Origin of the sequence: Qipengyuania polymorpha, assembly GCF_019711435.1 — a bacterium.
Taxonomy (GTDB): domain Bacteria; phylum Pseudomonadota; class Alphaproteobacteria; order Sphingomonadales; family Sphingomonadaceae; genus Qipengyuania; species Qipengyuania polymorpha.
The window spans coordinates 12,524-30,921 of the sequence record NZ_JAIGNK010000005.1 but is presented as its reverse complement, the minus strand read 5'-3'; the positions used below and the strand labels follow the sequence as shown (position 1 = coordinate 30,921).

Here is an 18,398-nt window from a genome sequence, read left to right as displayed (position 1 = left end):
GATTGTCTACTCCCGTGAATGGTCTGCAAGGCGGCCCATGATGGCGGCCACGTAATTCTGTGTTTCGCGGATGCGCGGGATGCCTCCTGCGCGCTCTACCCGGCCGGGGCCGGCGTTATAGGCGGCGAGCGCCTTTTCGAGGTCGCCGTCGAACCTGTCGAGCTGGGTGCGAAGGTACCGCGCACCGCCTTCGAGATTGGCAAACGGGTCGCGCGGGTCGACCCCCAGATCGCGCGCCGTGCCCGGCATCAACTGGGCCAGCCCCTGCGCCCCGACGGGCGAGACGGCGTCATGCCGCCAGCGGCTTTCCTGCCACACCATCGCCTCGATAAGCGAGGCCGACAAATCATATTTCGCGGCCAGTTCATTGACCTTGGCGCGGTAAATCTCCGGCACGCCCACTGCATGGTTTTGCGGATTGGCGACCACCACATCGGGCACGTAAATTTCCGCCGGAACCTCGGCCACCGGAGCGGCAAATCCGGCATCGACGAGCTGCGCAGCAGCTAGGTCGGAGCCTCCGCCGGCTACCCAGCGCGCTCCGTCCGCATCGATCTCCAAGACATCCGCTTTCGCCGGGAAAGCGGTCAGCGCCAGGCAGGCCAATCCTGCCACCGGCGCCAAGTGTGCGCGAATCATTGTCGAACACCCTCCGTGCGACCCCAGTGGACACTCTACATGACATTGGGGTGACAGGAAGCTGAATATGCCAGATTTGGTGGATAGCACCCAAGAAGAAGGGCCCGCACCTGCCGTCTGGCAGGCACGGGCCCAGTCGGAGAGATCCGCTCTTGCGGAGAAATATCAGCGGACGGCGAGCGCCTCGTAGCCGCGGAAATCGCCGCTATCGAGCATGGCGAGGCCGCGGCGGGCTAGGACCTTGGAATCGACCCAGTCGCCGGTGGAGGTCTGTAGTTCGAGCCGGTCGGCATTGCGCGCAGCGGCAGCGAAACGGTCACGCGCTTCCTCATAGTCACCCACGCGCGCGAGGGCGACAGCGTGGTTGATCTGCCGCGCCGGGTCACTTTCCGGCAGCTTGTCGCAGTTCTCGATCGCCTCAATCGCCCCGCGAGCATCACCAGCGACCAGCTCGGCATAACCGATATCATACTCGCTGTCGGGCGCCGTCACGGTCATCACCGGGCCTTCGGCTGCGACCAGAAGCACTACTGCTGCAAGCATCGACATATCTTTTGTTCTCCCAAACTTGTGGGAGCGAGATATTTCAGCCCCGACCGAACTGCAACAAAACCGTAACGTTGTCATATTTCTGAAATGTGCGCGGCGCGGGCCGAAAACCTGTTGAAACTGCAACACAACGGTCACGAAGCGACACAAACTGTCACACGGCACCCCTAGCTGGCGAGTCGCGATCAACGAATTCGCATCTCGAATTTCGACTCATTTCCGGTTTTTTGAGGGGACCGAACCCGTGACCAATCTTTCTCGCCTGCTCGTTCTCGGCACTTCCGCACTCGCCCTCTCGGCTTGCGGCGCCGATGAAATCGTGTCGCCCGGTACCGGCGGCAATGTGACCATCAATGTCGGCGGCAATGGCGGCACGCCGACCCCGATGCCCACGCCGACCGCCATGCTGGTGACCCCCGCAGCCGGTTGCCCGACCATCAGCGACCCGGTCGGCCTGACCGACAGCGGCACGATCTCGGGCCCGACCGGCGAATACCGCGTCTGCACCATGCCTGCGCGCTTCACCGCCAGCAGCACGCTGCCCTATATCGAAGGCCTGCTTTACCGCATGAACGGCCGCGTCGATGTCGGCACCGATGGCGGTCCTGCACCCGACACCAGCGACGGTCTCGATGACACCGATGTCCAGCTGACCATCGAGCCGGGCGTTATCGTCTATGCTTCGGGTTCGAGCTTCCTCAACGTCAACCGCGGCAACACCATCCAGGCGAACGGCACTGCCGACCGCCCGATCATCTTCACCAGCCGCGACAACGTGCAGGGCCTCAACACCGACAGCTCGTCGGGCCAGTGGGGCGGCGTCGTCCTCTCGGGCCGCGCTCCGGTAACCGACTGTATCGCATCGGGCGCAACCCCGGGCAGCGTGAACTGCGAACGCCAGGTCGAAGGCGCGGCACAGCCGGCCATCTTCGGCGGCGCGACCCGCGACGACAGCTCGGGCAGCATGAGCTACGTGCAAATCCGCTACTCGGGCTTCGTGCTTTCGGGTGACAGCGAGCTCCAGTCGCTGACCACCGGCGGTACGGGCACGGGCACCGAACTCAGCCACATCATGAGCTTCAACAGCTCGGACGACGGCGTCGAGTTCTTCGGCGGCTCGGTCAACCTGACCAACCTCATCGTCGTCGGCGCGGAAGACGACAGCATCGACACCGATACCGGCGTCAAGGCCAACCTCCAGTATGTCATCGCCATCCAGCGCCCCGGCGCAGGCGACACGATCATCGAAGCCGACAGCGACAACGCGTTCAACGACAGCGCCCCGCGCCAGAACACGCGCATCTCGAACGCGACCTTCGTCCACCAGAGGGCCGACGACCAGGTCGTGCGTATTCGCGGCTTTGCCGACTATTCGATCGCCAACTCGGTGCTCGTATCGAACCAAGGCACGGCCTGCATTCGCGTCGACGGCCAGGAAGAACTCTTTCGCACCACCGGCCCCGACGAAAGCGGCCCGGTCGCCTTCGACAGCTTCGTGCTCGATTGCGATACGCCCTTCCGTGACGGTTCGGGTGCGACCGCTGCCGATGTCGAGACCGTCTTCGATAGCGGTTCGAACAACAATTCGGCCTTCACCAACACGCTGCAGAACCTGTTCCTGAACGGCACGAATGAAGACGCCGTGGTGGTCTTCGATGTCGCCAGCTGGGACAGCTTCTTCGAGACGCCCGCCCGCATCGGCGCGGTCTTCACCGAGAATGCCGACTGGGTGAACGGCTGGACCTGTACCTCCAGCACCGTGACCTTCGACAGCTCGACCTCGCCCTGCACCAGCCTGCCGGTCTACGACTGACACGGCCCAAGACAGGCGGGGACGCGGCATAGTTCGCGTCCCCGCCCCTTTTGCATTTTTTCCAGTTTCCGACCTTATTGAGGGGGTCAATCCCATGTCATCCGGCAAGCAGCTTTCCGCCCTGCTCCTGCTCTCCACCGCACTCACCTTCCCCGCAGCCGCGCTCGCGCAGAGCACCGGCGCGGAAGGTCCGCCGCCGACCGAAGAGGAAGTTCCCGACGAGGAACTGGCGCAGGACATCGACACTGCGAACGATACCGTTCCGGGCGATGTCGCGCAGGAAGAAGAAGCGCAGCCCGACATCTCCATTCCCGGCGGCACCATCGTCGTCACCGGACGCCGCAACCGCGACGTGACGCGCGCCTCGCCGCAGGTGGTGAACGTGCTCGATACCGCGACAATTGCCCGTACGGGTGAAGGCGACATCGCTGGCGCGCTCGGCCGCATCACCGGCCTTTCGCAGCAGGGCAACGGCCTCGTCTATGTCCGCGGGCTTGGCGACCGTTATTCGCTCGCGCTCCTGAACGGCCTGCCGCTCCCCTCGCCGCAGCCGCTTAGCCGCGTCGTCCCGCTCGACATTTTCCCTACCAGCGTCGTCGCATCCAGCCTCGTGCAGAAGACCTATTCGGCCAACTTCCCGGGCGAGTTCGGCGGCGGTGTCATCAATTTGACCACCCGCGCCATCCCGACCGAAACCTTCCTCACCGTCAGCGGCTCGATTTCGGGCGATACCGAGACCACCTTCGGGCCCGGCTACACCTATTTCGGCGGCGACTGGGACTGGACCGGCTTCGACCAGGGCCGCCGCAATGTCGAGAATTACGACGCGCTGCAGGGCTTCTTCGACAGTGGTGCGCGCATCAACGACCAGGGCGTGGACACGGCGGCCATCCTCAAGGACATCAACGACCCCAACCTCTACCTGGTCCAGAAAATCGGCGACTTGCCGGTCAATTTCTCGACCGGCGTGACGGCGGGGACGAGCTTCGATGTCTTCTCTGACGGAATGCTGGGCATCATTGCCACCGGCTCGATCAGCAACAAGTGGCGCAACCGCTTCATCACGAAGCAGACCGCGGCCAACACCGACCTCGAACTCGACACGGACTTCCGCGAATTCGCGACCGACAACCGCGTGCTGGTCAACGGCATGCTCGGCTTCGGCCTCGAAGTGGGCGAGCACAAGTTCCGTTTCACCAATGTCTATATCCACGACACGCTGAAGCGTGCGGCGCTGGAGGAAGGCACCGACTTCCAGGACGGCGACAGCGAACTCAACCAGAGCACCTCGTGGTTCGAGCGACAGCTGTTCAACAGCCAGTTCGTCGGCGAGCTCGAATTCGGCGACCTCACTCTCGACCTTCGCGGCGGCTATGCGCAGACCAAGCGCGAAGCCCCGTTCGAGTGGGAATTCAGCTACGTCCGCACGAACAATGCGAACGACCCCTTCGGTGACATCTACCTCAACACGCTCGACCCGCAGCGTGGCGGGGCGATTGTCGCCTTTTCCGACCTCAAAGAAGACCTGTGGTACGGCGGCGTGGACGTGGGCTATGTCTTCAACGACTGGCTGAACGCGACGGTCGGCTATGCCTATACCGACACCGACCGTTTCTCGACCCGCCGCGAATTCGACATCCGCGGCACGTCGAACTTCCCCGAATACTTCGGCGTGTTCCGTCCCGACAATCTGCTCGGCGATGCGCTTATCGACCTTGCTTTCGACCGCGATGCGCAGACCGCAGCGGGCATCGGACCCTATGAGCTGACCATCTTCGAGACGACTCAGGCCGACCCGGCCTTCGCTGCCGCGCTCGAAATCCAGGCCGCCTACGTCAAGGTCAATGTACGCCCGACTGACCGCATCTCGCTCGACTTAGGCGTACGTTACGAGGATGCTACGCAGACCATCGACCCGGTCGAGGTATTCGCCGAGCCGCTCGGCTCATCGAGCGGCACGCTGCTCGAGAACGATTACTTCCTGCCCGGCGGCACGCTGACCTGGGAAGCGACCGACAGTCTCCAGTTTCGCGCCAGCGCTTCGAAGACCATCGCCCGCCCGCAGTTCCGCGAGCTTATCTTCCAGACCTATTTCGATCCGGAGACCAACCGCCAATTCAACGGCAACCCCAGCCTCATCGACAGCGAGCTGACGAACTACGAGGCCCGCGCCGAATATTACATTGGTGGCGGCAGCCGCGCGAGCGTGGCAGGTTTCTACAAGGACATCACCAACCCGATCGAAGTGTTCACCAGCTTCAGCGACAACGAAATCATCAGCGGTTTCGCCAACGCCCCGCAGGCCGAACTCTTTGGGGGCGAGGCCGAGTTCCAGTACAATATCGACCTGTTCGACCTTGGCGGCTGGTTCGACAGCCAGCAGCTGGTGGTGGTGGCGAACTACACCTACACCCAGTCGGAAATCAAAGTGGGTGACGGCGACATCGCGCGGGTCTTCCCCTTCGCGGACCAGCCGGCGACAAACTATTTCGACGACGGCGTGCCCCTGACCGGCCAGTCGGACCACCTCGTGAACCTTCAGCTCGGCCTCGAGGACCTCGACCGGCTGAGCCAATTCACCGTGCTGGTGAAATACGCCAGCGACCGTGTCTCCAGCCGCGGTGCAGGCCCGCTGCCCGACATCATCGAAAAGCCCGGCCTGCAACTCGACTTCGTCGTCCGCCAGGGCTTCGAGCTTGCCGGCACAGAGGTCGAGATGAAGTTCGAGGCCCGCAACCTCACCGGCCAGGGCCACGAGGAATTCCAGACCAACGGCACGAACCGCATCGACATCAACAGCTACGATGTCGGCCGCAGCTTCAGCCTCGGCGCCTCGCTAAAATTCTAGCTCCTTCCACCCGGAAGCAGCCTTGCGGGGGTCGCTCTTCGGAGCGGCCCCTTTTTCAGTGGCTGTCGTAGACGTAGCCGAGCGAACGGACAGTGCGGATGGGGTCGCCCGCGCCCACTTGCCGCAGGGCGCGGCGAAGACGGCCAATCCAGACATCGACGGTGCGTTCGTCGATGGGCGGCTCCTGCTTGCCGAGGCCGTCGATGAGCTCGCCCCTGCTCAGCACGCGGTCGGCATTCTCGGCGAAGAAGCGCAGCAGGCGAAATTCGTTCGGTCGCAGCGGGATCGGCTTGTCCTGCCAGCGAGCCTGCAGGGCAGGCAGGTCGATTTCGAGGTCGCCCAGCGTGAAAGGCCGGTTGGTCGCCTGCGCGATGCGGCCCGTGCCGAGCGCAAGCACACGGTCGAGCACGCCGGTACGGTCGACCGGCCCGACCACATAGTCATCTGCCCCGGCGGCCAGTGCGCGGCGCTTGTCCTCGGCATCGCAGCTTTCGAGCACCATGGTCACATGCGCATCTGCGGTGCGCGGGTCTGCGCGCAGGCGGCGGCACATCTCGAGGCCGGACAAATCCTCCAGCACCCAGTCGACGAAAGCGCAGACCGGCCCCTCGATAAGCCGCTGCGGACCGCTGGCTGTCAGCCGGTCGAAAACATAACGCATATCGCCATTGTCGAACCCGTCCCAGCCGCCGACCTCATCGCCGGTCATCAAGATATTTATCACGGCCACGCGCGCGTCCCTTACCCCTGTTAGGGGTCAAGCGATGGCGCATTCATGTGACTGGTTTGTGACCGCAAAGCGCGCTTTGTAACACTCGGCGGGAGTTCAGCTTGTCAGCGTGACTTTCCCGAAATCCGGAGCAGTCGAAACCACCCCAACCGGCATTTTTGGGCGATAGGGTTTTTCCAGCCGTTCGACCTCTTCACCGGTCAGCCCGAGTGTCATGGCCTCGACCACCGCGCCGATATGCCCCGGCTTGGTCGCGCCGATTATGGGGGCGGTAATGCCTTTTGCGAAGTGCCACGCCAATGCGACCGTTGCCCGTGAAGTCCCGCGCTCTTCGGCAATCGCGCCGACCGCCTCGATAACCTCGCGGTCGGCATCGACATTCTGCGTGTAGAGCGTCTTGCCGAAGCCGTCGGTCTCGCTGCGCACCGTGCTCTCGTCCCACGCCCGCGCCAGCCGTCCGCGCGCCAGCGGCGACCACGGGATGAGGCTCACGCCCTGGTCGCGGCAGAGTGGTATCATCTCGCGCTCCTCCTCGCGGTAGAGCAGGTTCACGTGGTTCTGCATCGAAACGAACGTCGTCCAGCCGCGCGCCCGCGCCACTTCCTGCGCCTTGGCGAATTGCCATGCCGCCATTGAAGATGCGCCGATATACCGCGCCTTGCCCGCCTTCACGATGTCGTGGAGCGCCTCCATCGTTTCCTCGATGGGCGTGCTCTCGTCCCAGCGATGGATCTGGAACAGGTCGACATAATCCATGCCCAGCCGCGCCAGGCTGTCGTCGATGGCCTGAAATAAGCTCTTGCGCGAAAGCCCACCAGCATTGGGCGTGTTGCGCCACGGCAAATAGGCCTTGGTCGCGACCACGATTTCGTCGCGATGGGTGAACTCGGGCAGCAGGCGGCCGATGACCTCTTCCGAAGCGCCCTTGGAGTACATATTGGCCGTATCGAAGAAGTTGATGCCCGCCTCCACCGCCTCGCGGATGAAGGGGCGGCTTTCCTCTTCGCCCAGCACCCAGTCGCCGTGCCAGCCGCGAGTGGTGTCGCCATAGCTCATGCAGCCGAGGCACAGGCGCGAAACCTTGAGGCCGCTGGGTCCGAGATTGGCGTATTCCATGTAAGAGCTTCTCCCGTTTCAGCACGAAGTTGACAGAGTTGACACCATGTCAGCCTCCCCATTCCCCTGCAAGCAACTGAATTTTAAAGCGTCTTTCGGCCTATGCGAAGTTGACACTTGGGCGAAAAATTCCCGCCACTGCATTCATCGCCCATGCCATCAATCGGACGAGTAGGAAAATGCCGCGTCAGGCCCCCACGCTCATCCCGCCGTCGACGCTGATAGTCTGCCCGACCACATAGTCTGCCAGCGGCGAGGCCAGGAACAGCGCCGCGCCCGCCATGTCTTCGGGCAGGCCCAGCCGCCCGCGCGGGGTGCTGGCGATAATCTGTTTCTGGGTCTTCTCGTCCTTCAGGAAGGCATCGTTGATCTTGGTATGGACATAGCCCGGTGCGATGCCGTTGACGCGAATGCCCTCGGCCCCGAATGCCACGCCGAGCGATTTCACCATGCTGATGGCGCCCGCCTTGCTCGCGCCATAGGCCGGGTTGCCGACCAGCCCGCGATAACCACCGACCGAGCTCACGATAATCAGCGATCCGCCACTATCGGCCAGCTTCTGCCGCGTGGCATTGGCGCAATCGAGCAGGCTGTCGAGATTGACCTCCATCACCGCGTCCCAGCCATCGCGGGTAAACTCCTCGCGGCCATAGCGGGCGATGCCCTGGCACAGCACCACAACATCGAGCGCTTCGGGCCAGTCGAAAGCATCCACCGCATCGCGATCCGACACGTCGAGCTGCGCGAAATGCAGCCCCTCCATCTCGCTGTCGGGATAGTCATCTGCCGAAGTGCGCGTGCCGGTTACATGCACCTCGGCCCCGTTCTCGCGAAAGGCCTGCGCGATACCGTTGCCGATACCGCTCGTCCCTCCGACGACGAGGACGGTCTTGCCGGAAAAGTCGAGCGGATTGGTCATGGATGCCTCCTCAACCCGCTTGGAAGCCGGCGAGGCGCTTGGTGATGATCTCATCGGCCTGCGCCATGATATTATCGATCAACTCCTGGCAGGTCGGGATATCGTTGATGAGGCCGGCCACCATGCCGCAGGACCATGCGCCTGCATCCATGTCGCCTTCGGTCATGATGCGCGGATAGACGCCCGCGACCTGCTCGATGATGTCCTCGAACTTGAGGTCGGCGCCCTTCTCCTTCTCGATTTTCAGCAATTCCTCGACCGCATCATTGGTCATCACGCGCTCGGTATTGCGCAAGGGGCGCATGACGAGGCGGGTGTCGAGTTCGCTCGCCGCGACGATAGCCGCCTTCACATTCTCGTGCACCGGCGCTTCCTTCGTGGCGATAAAGCGCGTGCCCATGTTCATCCCGTCCGCGCCCATGGCCAGCGCGGCGACAAGGCTGCGCCCGTCGGCCATCCCGCCGCTGGCGACGAAAGGGATTTCCAGCTCGTCCGCTGCGCGGGGCAGCAGGATCATGTTGGGAATATCATCTTCGCCCGGATGGCCGCCGCATTCGAAGCCGTCGACACTCACCGCATCGCAGCCGATTGACTGGGCCTTGAGGCTGTGGCGCACGCTGGTGCATTTGTGGATGACCTTGACGCCCGCATCCTTGAAATAGGGAAGTACCTGCGCGGGATTGTTGCCCGCGGTCTCGACGATTTTCACCCCGCCCTCGATGATAGTGCGCACGAGGCCCGGATAGTCGGGAGCGTTGACCGTGGGCAGGAAGGTCAGGTTCACGCCGAAGGGCTTGTCGGTCATGTCCTTGCAGCGCGCGATTTCATTGGCGAGCTTTTCGGGCGTGCCCTGCGTCAGGGCGGTGATGATGCCCAGCCCGCCCGCATTCGACACCGCCGCCGCCATCTCCGCGAAACCGACGTAATGCATGCCGCCCTGGATGATGGGGTGCTTGATACCGAACATTTCGGTGATGGCGGTTTTCATGGTGCGGCTCTCCCTTTCGTGTTGCGTTTTGCAACCGGTATCGGCGGGAGGTGCTCAAGTCTAGCGCTTCGCGATACGCTCCAGCGCCGCGAGCAGTTCGGTCCCGCGCGCCGTAAGGGAAAGGCCTTCGCCGCTTTCTTCGGCAAGCCCTTCACGCTCCAGGTCCTCGCCCGAAGGAGCGCGCATGATGCGGCCATATTGCCCGCCGTGATAGATGAGCGGCTCTGCCTCGCGCCGGTCGAAATCGACCACCTCGCCAAGGAAAATCGCGTGGTCACCGCCCTCGTATTCGAAGCGCGCGCGGCAGCCGAAACGTGCGGCGCAGCCCTCGATGAGCGGGGCTCCTTCGGGACCATCGACGAGGTCCAGCCCGGCAAACTTGTCGATTGCAGGCGTGGCGAAACGGTCGGACATATCCTGCTGGTCGGCAGCGAGGATATGCACCGCCCAGGTCTCGGCATCGCGGAACACCGGCAGGCTGCCCGAGTGGAGCGAGAGGCTCCACAAGACCATCGGCGGATCGAGGCTGACCGAATTGAAGCTGTTCGCCGTCAGCCCCACCGGCGCGCCCGATGCATCGCGCGTTGTGACGATGGTCACACCCGTGGCGAAGGAACCGAGCGCGCTGCGGAAGGCTTGGGGATCGAACATGCGCGTGCAGCGCTAACCGCGCGGGCCATCAAGGGCAACACGCAAGATTGTGAGTCCGCATTCGTATGGATTTCGGACTCCCGCGTAACCAACCGAAACAAGAATGCAACAGTGACGCATTTTTGTGTCGCGCATACGGTTGCGCGCGTTGACCGGGTGGCGGTTATAAATTAGGTGAACGTTCACAAAAGGGTATTTGGGTGAGCCAAATGCCTGTTTTGGGAGGAGAATCAGATGGCTTTTGGACGTAAGCCCACGTTCGCCAAGTACCTGGCCGGTGCCTCGGTCATGGCGATGGGTATGGGTGCAACCACCGCTTTCGCACAGGATGCGACTGCGGATGAAGAGGCTGCCGAAGAGGTAGTCGCGGCTGACGACGTTATCGTCGTTACCGGTATTCGCGCATCGCTGCGCGACGCGATGAACATCAAGCGCGAGGCGCAGGGTGTCGTCGATGCAATCTCGGCGGAAGATATCGGCAAGTTCCCCGATACGAACCTTGCTGAGTCGCTGCAGCGCATCACCGGCGTGTCGATCGACCGTGAAAACGGCGAAGGCGCCCGCGTCACCGTTCGCGGCTTCGGCCCGGAATACAACCTCGTCACGCTCAACGGTCGCCAGATGCCGACCTCGACGCTCGGCGACGGTGCCAGCGCGCCCTCCTCGCGCTCGTTCGACTTCGGCAACCTCGCTTCGGAAGCGGTTGCGGCCGTCGAAGTGTACAAGACCGGCCGTGCCACCGTTCCTTCGGGCGGTATCGGTTCGAGCATCAACATCCGTACCCCGCGCCCGCTGGACGCACCCGGTTTCAAGGGTTCGATCGCGGCCAAGGGTGTCTATGACGATTCCGAGAACGGCGACGTCAGCATCACTCCGGAAATCTCGGGTATCATCTCGAACACCTGGGGTGACGAAGCGCAGTTCGGTATCGCCGTCACCGGCAGCTACCAGAAGCGCAATTCGGGCTTCAACCAGTTCTTCAGCGATTTCCGCGACGGTTACCTGGGCTGCGGCTCGGCCGACGAATGGAACTGGGGTACGGTCTGCTTCCGCGACAACACCCAGAACCCTCCGGGCGCGACCGACGTCTACTCGGTTCCGCAGAACGGTTCGTACAACGTCACCGACATCACGCGTGAGCGTATCAACGGCCAGGTCGTCCTGCAGTACGCCCCGTCGGACAACCTGACCTTCACCACCGACTACACCTATTCGCAGAATGAAGTCGAAGCTCGCCAGAGCTCGGTCGGTATCTGGTTCAACCACGGCAATACCAGCAGCGCGTTCAGCGACGGTCCGGTTGCCGACCTTCTGTTCTACTCGGAAGATTTCGGCACGGGTCCCTCGGACCTTTCCTACTCGGGCTCGCTCACCGCGAACCGTTCGACCAACAAGTCGCTCGGCTTCAACGTCGAATGGAAGGCTCCGGGCAACTTCACCTGGGTTCTCGATGCGCACACCTCGAGCGCGGAATCGAAGCCGACCTTGCCCTACGGTTCGAACGTTTCGGTCGGCACGGCCGTCTTCGGCCTGCAGACGCAGACCATCGACTTTACCAGCGACCTGCCGGTCATTTCGTACACCAACGCCACCGGCGTTGACTCGAACGACATCTCGCAGCGCTTCGCCACGGGTAACGCCTTCCGTAACGCCTTCTTCCGCGACGACATCGACCAGGTGCAGCTGAGCGGTAACTGGGAATCGGACAGCGGCTTCCTCGAAAGCCTCGACTTCGGCGTCACCTACACCGAAAACAAGGTCAAATCGGCCTACGGCTTCCTGCAGAACGAAACCTGGGGTGGTCTCGGCACCGCCGCCGACCTGCCGGATGATGTCTTCTTCCCGATCGATGTCACGGAAGCTTTCCGTGGTATGGACGGTGTCGATAATCCGAACATCATCCAGCAGTTCTACGGTTTCGACGTGGAGCGTGTGGTGGGTCTTCTCGAAGACCAGTTCAACATCTGCAGCCAGCCCGGTGTCGGAACGCCGCAGGCAGGCACCTGTCTTGCAAAACCGACCACCGATCGCCGGATCAAGGAAACGACCCTTGCGCCGTTCGCAGAAGCCAACTTCACGTTTGATGTCGGCGCCGGTGAAGCGCACCTTATCACGGGCCTCCGCTACGAAACCACCTCGGTGGAATCGACCGCACTCGTGCCTTCGGTCACCGGATCGTACTGGGCTTCGGCGAACGAATTCTATCTCGAAATCGATGACGATAACCGCATCTTCACGAGCGCGAAGGGCGATTACGACTTCTGGCTGCCCAATGTCGACTTCGACATCGAGCCGTTCGAAGACATCAAGCTGCGTGCATCGTACAGCCATACGATCACACGCCCGACCTACGACAACCTTCAGGGTGGCCTGACCTACAACCCGCTGTTCCGCGTTGACGGCGCAGACGGGAACCAGGGAAACCCCGGCCTGCTTCCTTTCAAGTCCGAGAACTTCGACGTTTCGGCTGAATGGTACTACGGCAATGCAAGCTACCTGTCGGTCGGCTACTTCCGTAAGAACGTCGAGAATTACATCTCGTTCAACGGCAGCTACCAGGGCACGATCGACGGCATAACCAATCCGTATGACGGTCCGCGTGCAGATGAAGCTCGCGCAGTTCTGGGAGCAAATGCGGGCAATGACGCAATTCGCGATTACATCATTGCGAATTATCCGGAGACGACCTTCGTCGGCAACAATGGCGGCATCAACATCAGGGGCTTGCCGGAAGATGCGCCGCTGCAGGTTGACGTAACGGTACCGGCTAACTCCGATCGTACCGCGACCATCGACGGCTGGGAATTCGCGCTCCAGCACAACTTCTGGGAAACCGGCTTCGGTGTCATTCTGAACTACACCATCGTCAACGGCGATGCGACGTTCGACAACACCCAGCCTGCCAGCGTCGACCAGTTCGCTCTCGTCGGCCTGTCCGACAGCGCCAACGCGGTTGCCTTCTACGACAAGGGTCCGTTCCAGGCTCGTGTCGCATGGAACTGGCGTGACGACTTCCTGGCCGGTTATAGCTCCAACCCGACCAACCCCTTCTATCGTGACGAATACTGGCAGGTCGATGCCAGCGCTTCCTACGAGTTCGACATGGGGCTGACGGTCTTCGTCGAGGGTATCAACCTCACCGGCGAAAACCTGAAGGGTTACCGCCGGAGCTACAACAACACCTTCTTCTCCTATCGCGGTGCACCGCGTTACGCGGCAGGTGTTCGCTTCTCCTTCTAAGTCTGGCGAGGGGGCCCTGCCCCCTCCCACTCCGCGAAGTTTCGAGAGCCGCACTGCCAGCGCGCAGTGCGGCTCTCCTTATTTGTGCCTCGCTAAGAGACAGCTATAGGTCATCAAATGCCCGGGACATTCGACAAGGTTGCCATAGTGGGTGGCGGTACAGCCGGCTGGCTAACAGCCGGTCTGCTCGCCGCGCGCAGGCCCGACCTTGCGATCACACTCATCGAAGCCCCCGACATCGCCACCATCGGCGTTGGCGAAGGCACCTGGCCCACGATGCGCGAGACATTGCGCACCCTCGGCATTCCCGAAACCGAGTTCCTGCGGGAATGCGATGCCAGCTTCAAACAGGGTTCGCGCTTCGACGGATGGGTCGATGGCAGCGAACGCGACAGCTACCTCCACCCCTTTACCGCCCCGCCCGCGTCCCAGACCGGACAGGTACTCGCCGCATTCCGCGACGGCGACGAGACTTTCGCGCAGGCCATGTCGCCGCAGGCCGATGTCTGCGCGCGCGACCTTGCGCCCCGCCAACGCGCCATGCCCGACTATGCCGGCACACTGAACTATGGCTACCATCTCGATGCGGGAAAGTTTGCCGAGCTGCTCAAGCGCCACGCGACCACCCGCCTCGGCGTCACGCACATTTCCGACCGGGTCGACAAGGTTCTCGGCCCGCAGGGAAGCTCGATCGAAGGCCTGCTGCTGGCAAAAACAGGCAGGCTGGAAGCCGATTTCTTCATCGATTGCACCGGCATGGCCGCGCTCCTCATCGGCGAGCATTGCGGCAGCGGCTGGGTCGACCGCTCGGATGTCTCCTTCAACGACCGCGCGCTTGCCGTGCAGGTCCCGGTCGAAGCGGGCAGCCCGATTGCCTCGCAAACCGTCGGCACCGCGCATGAAGCGGGCTGGCTGTGGGATATTGCCCTGCCGACCCGGCGCGGCATCGGCTGCGTCTATTCCTCACGCTTCATCGATGACCAGCGGGCCGCCGAGCTGCTCGATGCCTATATCGCCGAGCACCTCCCCCACGCCGACCGGAGCCAGCTCGCGCCGCGCAAGCTCGCCTTCCCTACCGGACACCGCGAGAAATTCTGGGTCGGCAACTGCCTCGCCATCGGCATGTCGGCCGGCTTCATCGAACCGCTGGAAGCCTCGGCCATCGTGATGATCGAACTGTCCTGCCGCATGCTGGCAGAGAATTTTCCCGAGAGGCCCGAGACCGCCGCGCTCCATGCGGAGAAGTTCAACGAGCGCTTCCTCTATCGCTGGGATCGCATCGTCGAATTCCTCAAGCTGCATTACGTGCTGAGCCGGCGGAGCGAGCCCTACTGGCTAGCCCAGCGCGAGGCTGCATCGATTCCGCCGCGCCTTGCCGCGCAACTGGAACTGTGGCGCGACGCACCGCCCTCGAACTGGGATTTCCCGCAGCAGGACGAAATCTTTTCCGCCGCCAGCCAGCAATATGTGCTCTACGGCATGGGTTTCGACCTGCCTGCCAGCCTCGCGCGCGCGCCGACTGCACAAGGGGCGGTCGCAATGCGGGAAAAGACACGGGCGCTGCTTGCGGCTTTGCCCAGCAATCGGGATTACCTCGACAGAATGAATAACATCGCGGCGAACCCTGCCGCGCACGGAGAATTGGCCGGATCATGAGCAACCACCAGAGCCTGAATACCAAGGAACACGCCGAACTGCGCATCCATACCGACCATGGTGTGGAGCGGGGCGACGCGGTCATGGCGTGCCTTATCGTACCGCATGAATTCCGCCAGGTGCAGGGCGACTATCCCATCCTCTTCCGCCGCAACGACGACGGTAGCGGCTTCAACGCGCTTGCCATGCTGGGCTTCGAGAATGGCGAGAACCTCTACCTCGAGGGCGACAAGTGGGACGCCAGCTACATCCCGCTCTCGATGAGCATCAAGCCCTTCCTGGTCGGACGTCCGCGCGAGGAAGGCGGCGAGCCGCAGGTCCATATCGACATGGACCACCCGCGCGTTTCGACCAGCGGCGAAGGCACGCGCGTGTTCGACGAAGATGGCCGTCCGACGCCCTTCCTCGAACGGATCAGCGACCAGCTCGGCGCGCTGCACGCTTGGTTCCAGGAAACCCCGGCCTTCTTCCAGGCGCTGGAGCGTTACGACCTGCTCGAGCCCTTCAGCCTCGACGTGCCGCTGAGCAACGGCACGCGCCAGTCGCTGGTCGGCTATCACATCATCAACGAAGACAAGTTCTTCGCGCTCGACGTGACCGCGCTCGACGAATTGCGCCAGACCGGAATGCTGACGCCGATCTTCATGGCGCTCGCCTCGCTTTCGCAGCTCTCGGGGCTGATTTCCCGCAAGGACCGGAAGGAAAACCTTGGCTGAGGCCGACGCCTCGATTTTTGCTTCCATGAGAAGCGTGCCCGAGCGCGAGGTCGCCGACCACGATGCGCTGATGGCTGCCGTGTCGCAAACGCGCGAGCCCTTCATTGCGCGCGGGCTCGTGCGCGACTGGCCGATCGTCGAAGCCGGGCTTTCCTCGGCGAAAGACGCGCGCGAGCATATCCTCTCCAAGGCGCACAATGTCCCCTTCACCGTCTCGATCGGCGAAGATGGCGGCGGCGGCCGGCTGTTCTACGGCGAGGACATGAAGGTGAATTTCCGCACCTCGCAGGCCAGGCTCGCCGATATTTTCCGCCACTACGACGAACACGAGGGCAAGATCGATGCGCCGCTGATGTATCTCGGCTCGATCGACATGAAGGTGTTTTTCGACGGACTGGTCGATGCCAATCCCTCGCCCGTTGCGGATCACAATCCGCTGCAGAGCATCTGGATCGGCGGGCGAACCCGCATTGCGGCGCATAACGACTTTCCCGACAACCTCGCCTGCTGCGCGGTAGGGCGCCGCCGCTTCACGCTGTTCCCGCCGGACCAGTTCGACAATCTCTACCTCGGGCCGATCGACAACACGCCCGCGGGCCGCGCGGTGAGCATGGTCGATTTCCATGCGCCCGATTTCGATGCCTTCCCCCGCTTCGCCGATGCGCTGGAAGTGGCGCAGGTGGCCGAGCTCGAGCCGGGTGATGCGCTCTTCATCCCGTCGATGTGGTGGCACCATGTCGAAGGGCTCGCCGATTTCAACGTGCTGATCAATTACTGGTGGCGGCGCGCAGCGAACTTCCTCGGCCAGCCGCAGGAAGCGCTCTATCACGCCATCCTTGCCATCCGCGACCTGCCCGATGACGACAAGGCCATCTGGCGCGCGCTTTTCGACCACTACGTATTCGAAAACGACCCGCAGGTCGCCGAACACATTCCCGCCGACGCCCGTGGGGCGCTGGCACCTCTCACGGCGCAAACCGCAGGCCAACTGCGCGCCTTTCTACTCAGGACACTTTCGCGATGAGCACACAGCGCACCCCCAAACGCATCGTCATTGCCGGTGGCGGCACCGCAGGCTGGATGGCCGCGGCAGCCATTTCGCGCACGATGGGGCGGGCCGCGGAAGTGACGCTGGTGGAATCGGATGCCATCGGCACGGTCGGCGTGGGCGAAAGCACCATCCCGCCGCTGATCGCCTTCAACGAGATCATGAACATTCCCGAAGCGGAGTTCATGCGCGAGACCAACGCCACCTTCAAGCTGGGCATCAATTTCGAGAACTGGGGCAAGGACGGCGAGGAATATTTCCATTCCTTCGGTTCCACCGGAAAGGATCACTGGTCGGCCGGCTTCTGGCACTTCTGGCTCGAGGGCCGCGAGCGCGGCATCGACTACAGCTACGACGATTACTGCCTCGAATTGCAGGCTGGCTTCGAAAAGAAATTCGCCCACCTGCCCGATCGCAGCCTGAACTACGCCTACCAGATCGACGCGACGAGCTATGCGCGTTACCTGCGCAAGCTGTCCGAGGCCGCAGGCACGACGCGCGTCGAGGGCAAGATTGCCAAGGTGGAGCTGGATACCGAGAGCGGCAATATCGCAGCGCTCCTGCTCGAAAGCGGCAAGCGCATCGAGGGCGAGCTGTTCATCGACTGCACCGGTTTTCGCGCGCTTCTCATCGAAGGTGCGCTGCACGTCGGCTATGACGACTGGAGCCATTACCTCCCCTGCGACCGCGCCGTGGCGGTCCAGACCAGGAGCGTGCAACCGCCGATCCCCTATACCCGCGCCATCGCGCATGATTCCGGCTGGCAATGGCGCATCCCGCTACAGCACCGGCAAGGCAATGGCATCGTCTATTGCAGCCGCTACCTCAGCGACGACGAGGCCGAGGCGCGCCTGCTCGACACGGTGACCGGCGAGACCGTGTCGAAGCCCAACCGCCTGCGCTTCCTGACCGGTGCGCGGCGCAAGCAATGGCACCGCAACTGCATCGCGGTCGGCCTGTCGAGCGGCTTCATGGAACCGCTGGAATCGACCAGCATCCATCTCATCCAGCGCGCCATCATCCGCTTCCTGCGCATCATGCCGGGTGGCGAGGTGAAGGAAAGCGACGTCGCCGAATTCAACGACCAGCAGCTGCTCGACATGGAGCAGATCCGTGATTTCCTCATCCTGCACTACAAGGCCACCGACCGGCGCGACAGCCCGTTCTGGCGCCAGTGTGCGACCATGGATATTCCCCAGAGCCTCAAGCAGAAAATCGAGCTGTTCCGCGAATCCGGTCGCGTGTTCCGCAAGTCGGACGAACTCTTTGCCGAGAATAGCTGGGTGCAGGTGATGATGGGACAGGGAATCTTCCCGCAATCGCATCACCCCGTAGCGCGCAAGATGGGCGACGAGGAACTGACGAAATTCCTCGCACTGATCAGGGAAAACACGCGCAAGACGGTTGCCGCACTTCCCGCGCATCATGAATATGTCAGCCGTTATTGCGGCGCGAAGGAACCGGTTCCCGCCTGAGGAGGGGCAG

General features: G+C 62.8%; 14 protein-coding genes. 7 read left to right on the top strand and 7 right to left on the bottom strand.

Annotation, left to right across the window (positions count from 1 at the left end; genetic code table 11):
* Positions 1-6: 6 nt before the first annotated feature.
* Together K3152_RS13405 and K3152_RS13400 are read right to left on the bottom strand one after the other, a co-directional pair.
* Positions 7-639 (bottom strand): lytic transglycosylase domain-containing protein, encoded by a 633-nt coding sequence (locus K3152_RS13405; protein ID WP_221574643.1) that lies wholly within the window; start codon positions 637-639, stop codon positions 7-9.
* A gap of 165 nt (positions 640-804) precedes the next feature.
* Positions 805-1,182, bottom strand: coding sequence for a hypothetical protein (locus K3152_RS13400; protein ID WP_221574642.1), 378 nt, complete (start codon positions 1,180-1,182; stop codon positions 805-807).
* Between the two features lie 250 nt (positions 1,183-1,432).
* Between K3152_RS13400 and K3152_RS13395 the strand changes: the two genes are divergently transcribed.
* Both K3152_RS13395 and K3152_RS13390 read left to right on the top strand, forming a co-directional pair.
* Positions 1,433-3,001: a hypothetical protein gene (locus K3152_RS13395; RefSeq protein ID WP_221574641.1), complete on the top strand. Its 1,569-nt coding sequence runs from the start codon at positions 1,433-1,435 to the stop codon at positions 2,999-3,001.
* Between the two features lie 94 nt (positions 3,002-3,095).
* Positions 3,096-5,849, top strand: a complete 2,754-nt coding sequence (locus K3152_RS13390) for a TonB-dependent receptor domain-containing protein (RefSeq protein WP_221574640.1) — start codon at positions 3,096-3,098, stop codon at positions 5,847-5,849.
* Between the two features lie 55 nt (positions 5,850-5,904).
* Here K3152_RS13390 and K3152_RS13385 read toward each other — a convergent pair whose 3' ends face one another.
* From K3152_RS13385 to K3152_RS13365, 5 genes are all read right to left on the bottom strand, one after another.
* Positions 5,905-6,579 (bottom strand): response regulator transcription factor, encoded by a 675-nt coding sequence (locus K3152_RS13385; RefSeq protein ID WP_345719815.1) that lies wholly within the window; start codon positions 6,577-6,579, stop codon positions 5,905-5,907.
* A 96-nt stretch (positions 6,580-6,675) separates the two neighbouring features.
* Positions 6,676-7,695: an aldo/keto reductase gene (locus K3152_RS13380; RefSeq protein WP_221574639.1), complete on the bottom strand. Its 1,020-nt coding sequence runs from the start codon at positions 7,693-7,695 to the stop codon at positions 6,676-6,678.
* A gap of 187 nt (positions 7,696-7,882) precedes the next feature.
* The gene (locus K3152_RS13375) at positions 7,883-8,614 is read right to left on the bottom strand and encodes an SDR family NAD(P)-dependent oxidoreductase (protein WP_221574638.1); all 732 of its coding nucleotides are present in this window, start codon (positions 8,612-8,614) and stop codon (positions 7,883-7,885) included.
* Positions 8,615-8,624: 10 nt separating this feature from the next.
* The gene (locus K3152_RS13370) at positions 8,625-9,602 is read right to left on the bottom strand and encodes an NAD(P)H-dependent flavin oxidoreductase (protein ID WP_221574637.1); all 978 of its coding nucleotides are present in this window, start codon (positions 9,600-9,602) and stop codon (positions 8,625-8,627) included.
* 60 nt (positions 9,603-9,662) lie between these two features.
* Entirely contained in the window at positions 9,663-10,253 is a 591-nt protein-coding gene (locus tag K3152_RS13365) for a flavin reductase family protein (RefSeq protein WP_221574636.1), read from the bottom strand.
* Between the two features lie 234 nt (positions 10,254-10,487).
* Between K3152_RS13365 and K3152_RS13360 the strand changes: the two genes are divergently transcribed.
* From K3152_RS13360 to K3152_RS13340, 5 genes are all read left to right on the top strand, one after another.
* Complete coding sequence (locus K3152_RS13360) at positions 10,488-13,493, top strand: TonB-dependent receptor (protein ID WP_247713448.1); 3,006 nt, start codon at positions 10,488-10,490, stop codon at positions 13,491-13,493.
* 117 nt (positions 13,494-13,610) lie between these two features.
* Positions 13,611-15,149 carry a tryptophan halogenase family protein gene (locus tag K3152_RS13355; RefSeq protein WP_221574635.1) on the top strand — a complete coding sequence of 513 codons (1,539 nt, stop codon included), beginning with the start codon at positions 13,611-13,613 and terminating at the stop codon, positions 15,147-15,149.
* Positions 15,146-15,865 carry a SapC family protein gene (locus K3152_RS13350; RefSeq protein WP_221574634.1) on the top strand — a complete coding sequence of 240 codons (720 nt, stop codon included), beginning with the start codon at positions 15,146-15,148 and terminating at the stop codon, positions 15,863-15,865. Before K3152_RS13355 ends, K3152_RS13350 begins: the two co-directional genes overlap by 4 nt.
* Positions 15,858-16,889: a cupin-like domain-containing protein gene (locus K3152_RS13345; protein ID WP_221574633.1), complete on the top strand. Its 1,032-nt coding sequence runs from the start codon at positions 15,858-15,860 to the stop codon at positions 16,887-16,889. The genes K3152_RS13350 and K3152_RS13345 overlap by 8 nt, the downstream gene beginning before the upstream one ends.
* Entirely contained in the window at positions 16,886-18,388 is a 1,503-nt protein-coding gene (locus tag K3152_RS13340; protein ID WP_221574632.1) for a tryptophan halogenase family protein, read from the top strand. The genes K3152_RS13345 and K3152_RS13340 overlap by 4 nt, the downstream gene beginning before the upstream one ends.
* Positions 18,389-18,398 lie beyond the last annotated feature (10 nt).